Source organism: Paraburkholderia sp., assembly GCF_026225065.1.
Taxonomy (GTDB): domain Bacteria; phylum Pseudomonadota; class Gammaproteobacteria; order Burkholderiales; family Burkholderiaceae; genus Paraburkholderia.
On sequence record NZ_JAMFSB010000408.1, the window covers coordinates 1 to 3,608 of the forward strand.

Sequence of the window (3,608 nt, forward strand, 5' to 3'; positions counted from 1 at the left end):
GTAGCGATCGGCGACTCCGAAAACGACGCGCTGGCCGGCCGTGCAGCGGGTATGGCGACGCTGACCGTGCCCTACGGCTACAACCATGGCCAGGCTATACAAACAATAAAATCGGATGGTATAGTTGCCTCGCTGCTTGAAGCCGCCAAGGCCATTGCAGCGCAACACGCAGCTCACCATACATCGACTTAACAAGTCCATCATCCTCATGTTTCTGAACAAAAAACGGAGTCTGAGCAGCATCGACCGGGGAGCCTGGCCCTGGCGTCGCTGGTCGCGCTAACCTCGCCTGAGGTACGCTGAAGCTCGTCTTCGGCACCGTTTTTTGCTTCGCTGCGCTCACGCGCCTTTCCCCGTAGTTCTCGTTGCATCGGTTCATGCAGCCGTCGTGTACCTCCAGGTACCGTGGCGCGCCCGTCCCGTACACGCTTCGTGGGAAAGCTCGCGCCGGTTGGCCTAACCTTGTCTTTAGCATCGCCAGACCAGGCTTCGCCCAAACCGGCCACGTAGACAGCGCATCGCCCCGCTTTGTCCGCCGCACGCCGCGCACGGACCTATGAACAGGATCGGAACATGACCGAACTCGAATTCCAGTCCCTCGCGAACGAGGGCTATAACCGCATCCCGCTGATCGCCGAAGCGCTCGCCGACCTGGAAACCCCGCTGTCGCTATATCTGAAGCTCGCCCAGCCCGAGCGAAACGGCGCCAACTCGTTCCTGCTGGAATCGGTGGTGGGTGGCGAACGGTTTGGACGCTATTCGTTCATCGGCCTGCCCGCCCGCACGCTGCTGCGCACCCGCAACGGGATATCGGAAGTGGTACGTGACGGTAGCGTGGTCGAAACGCACGAAGGCGATCCGCTCGACTTCATCCAGCAATTCCAGGGCCGCTTCAAAGTGGCGCAACGTCCGGGACTGCCGCGTTTTGCAGGCGGTCTTGCAGGCTATTTCGGTTATGACGCGGTCCGCTACATCGAGAAGAAACTCGCGCACAGCGCGCCGCCGGACGACTTGAACCTGCCGGACATCCAGTTGCTCCTGACTGAAGAAGTCGCGGTGATCGATAACCTCGCGGGCAAGCTATATCTGGTGATCTACGCGGACCCCACCACGCCTGAGGCCTACACCCGCGCCAAGCAGCGTCTGCGCGATCTGCGTCAGCGCCTGCGCACTACCGTGCAGCCGCCGGTGACTTCGGCAAGCGTGCGCACCGAGACTTACCGCGAATTCGCGAAAGACGACTACCTCGCCGCCGTGCGCAAGGCGAAGGAATACATCGCCGCCGGTGAGCTGATGCAGGTGCAAGTCGGCCAACGTCTGACGAAACCCTACCGCGACAATCCCCTTTCGCTGTACCGCGCACTGCGTTCGCTGAACCCGTCGCCGTACATGTATTACTACAACTTCGGCGACTTCCACGTGGTCGGCGCGTCGCCGGAAATTCTGGTGCGTCAGGAAAAGCGCGGTGAGGATCGCATCGTCACGATCCGGCCGCTCGCCGGCACCCGTCCGCGCGGCAACACGCCGGAGCGCGATGCCGAACTCGCCACCGAACTGCTGAACGACCCGAAGGAAATCGCCGAGCACGTCATGCTGATCGACCTCGCGCGTAACGACGTGGGCCGCATCGCGCAGATCGGCTCGGTGGTTGTCACCGACAAGATGGTGATCGAGAAGTACTCGCACGTGCAGCACATCGTGAGCTCGGTCGAAGGCAAGCTGAAACCCGGCACCACCAATTTCGACGTGCTGCGCGCCACCTTCCCGGCCGGCACGCTGTCCGGTGCGCCGAAGGTCCGCGCGATGGAACTGATCGACGAGCTCGAACCCATCAAACGCGGCCTGTACGGCGGCGCAGTCGGCTACCTGTCGTTCACCGGCGAAATGGATCTGGCCATCACGATCCGCACCGGCGTGATCAGCAACGGTAATCTGTATGTGCAGGCGGCAGCAGGCATTGTCGCGGATTCGGTGCCTGAATCCGAATGGCAAGAGACCGAAAACAAGGCGCGCGCGGTGTTGCGCGCCGCCGAGCAGGTGCAAGACGGCCTCGATAGCGACTTCTGACCGGAGACAGACCATGCTGCTGATGATCGACAACTACGACTCATTCACTTACAACCTGGTCCAGTACTTCGGCGAACTCGGCGAAGACGTGCGGACCTATCGCAACGACGAAATCACGCTGGACGAAATCGCGAAGCTCAATCCCGAGCGCATTTGTCTGTCGCCAGGGCCGAGCAACCCGCAACACGCGGGCATCACGCTCGACGTGCTGCGCGAATTCTCCGGCAGATATCCGATCCTGGGCGTATGCCTCGGTCATCAAGCCATCGGCGAAGCATTCGGCGGCCGCGTCGTGCGCGCGCAGACCATCATGCACGGCAAGGTGAGCACGATCGAAACCGACTGCAAAGGCGTCTTCGCCGACCTGCCGAAGCACTTCGTCGTGACGCGTTATCACTCGCTCGCCATCGAACGCGAGTCTCTGCCCGAGTGCCTCGAAGTGTCCGCGTGGACCGACGACGGCGAGATCATGGGCGTGCGTCACAAGGAACTGGCCGTCGAAGGCGTGCAGTTCCACCCGGAATCCATTCTGTCCGAACAAGGACACGCCCTGCTCGAGAATTTCGTGAAGCAGTCGAAGGCCGTTTCGTCCAGGCGCAACGCTTGATCACCCGAGGTGACGTCATGACGATTACCCCCCAGGAAGCGTTGCAGCGCACGATCGAGCACCGCGAGATTTTCCACGACGAAATGCTGCATCTGATGCGCCTCATCATGCGCGGCGAGCTGTCACCGGTGATGGCGGCCGCCATCATCACAGGGCTGCGCGTCAAAAAAGAGACTATCGGCGAGATCACCGCGGCCGCCACGGTGATGCGCGAGTTTGCCCGGCACGTTGAGGTGCAGGACAACTCCAACTTTGTCGATATCGTCGGTACCGGCGGCGACGGCGCGCATACGTTCAACATCTCCACGGCAACCATGTTCGTCACCGCCGGAGCCGGCGCAAAGGTGGCGAAGCACGGCGGTCGCAGCGTATCGAGCAAGTCAGGTAGTGCGGATGTCCTCGAAGCACTCGGCGTCAATATCGATCTGCAGCCCGAACAGGTAGCGGCGTCCATTGCCGAAACCGGCATGGGTTTCATGTTCGCGCCGAACCATCACCCGGCAATGAAGAACATCGCACCGGTGCGTCGCGAACTCGGCGTGCGGACCCTCTTCAACATCCTCGGGCCGCTCACCAATCCGGCCAGCGCGCCGAACCAGTTGATGGGCGTGTTCCACGGGGACCTCGTCGGCATCCAGGTGCGCGTGATGCAGCGCCTTGGCGCGAAGCACGTGCTGGTCGTCTATGGCATGGATGGCATGGACGAAGTTTCGCTCGGCGCGGCGACGCAAGTCGGCGAACTGCGCAACGGCGAAATTCTCGAGTACGAGATTCACCCGGAAGACTTCGGCATGCAGATGGTGTCGAACCGCTCGCTGAAAGTGGCTGACGCCACCGAATCCAAACTGATGCTGCTCGAAGCGCTCGAGAACAAACCGGGCGTGGCGCGTGAGATTGTCACACTGAACGCGGGCACGGCGCTCTATGCTGCGAA

The 3,608-nt window shown here is 61.8% G+C and carries 4 protein-coding genes; all 4 read left to right on the plus strand.

The window, feature by feature from the left end; all coding sequences use genetic code 11:
* Nucleotides 1–192: HAD hydrolase-like protein (locus tag M0954_RS28285; protein WP_297356787.1), on the plus strand; the 192-nt coding region annotated here is incomplete at its 5' end.
* A 381-nt stretch (nt 193–573) separates the two neighbouring features.
* The gene (gene trpE, locus M0954_RS28290) at nt 574–2,067 is read left to right on the plus strand and encodes an anthranilate synthase component I (RefSeq protein WP_297356789.1); all 1,494 of its coding nucleotides are present in this window, start codon (nt 574–576) and stop codon (nt 2,065–2,067) included.
* Between the two features lie 13 nt (nt 2,068–2,080).
* A complete protein-coding gene (locus M0954_RS28295; RefSeq protein ID WP_297356791.1) occupies nt 2,081–2,674 on the plus strand; it encodes an aminodeoxychorismate/anthranilate synthase component II in 594 nt (197 codons plus the stop codon).
* Nucleotides 2,675–2,691: 17 nt separating this feature from the next.
* On the plus strand, nt 2,692–3,608 hold a 917-nt coding region (gene trpD, locus M0954_RS28300), incomplete at its 3' end, for an anthranilate phosphoribosyltransferase (RefSeq protein ID WP_297356793.1).

Bases quoted from the DNA above. Each gene is read 5' to 3' on its own strand.
- trpE (WP_297356789.1), top strand. From the start codon at position 574: ATGACCGAACTCGAATTCCAGTCCCTCGCGAACGAGGGCTATAACCGC.
- M0954_RS28295 (WP_297356791.1), top strand. From the start codon at position 2,081: ATGCTGCTGATGATCGACAACTACGACTCATTCACTTACAACCTGGTC.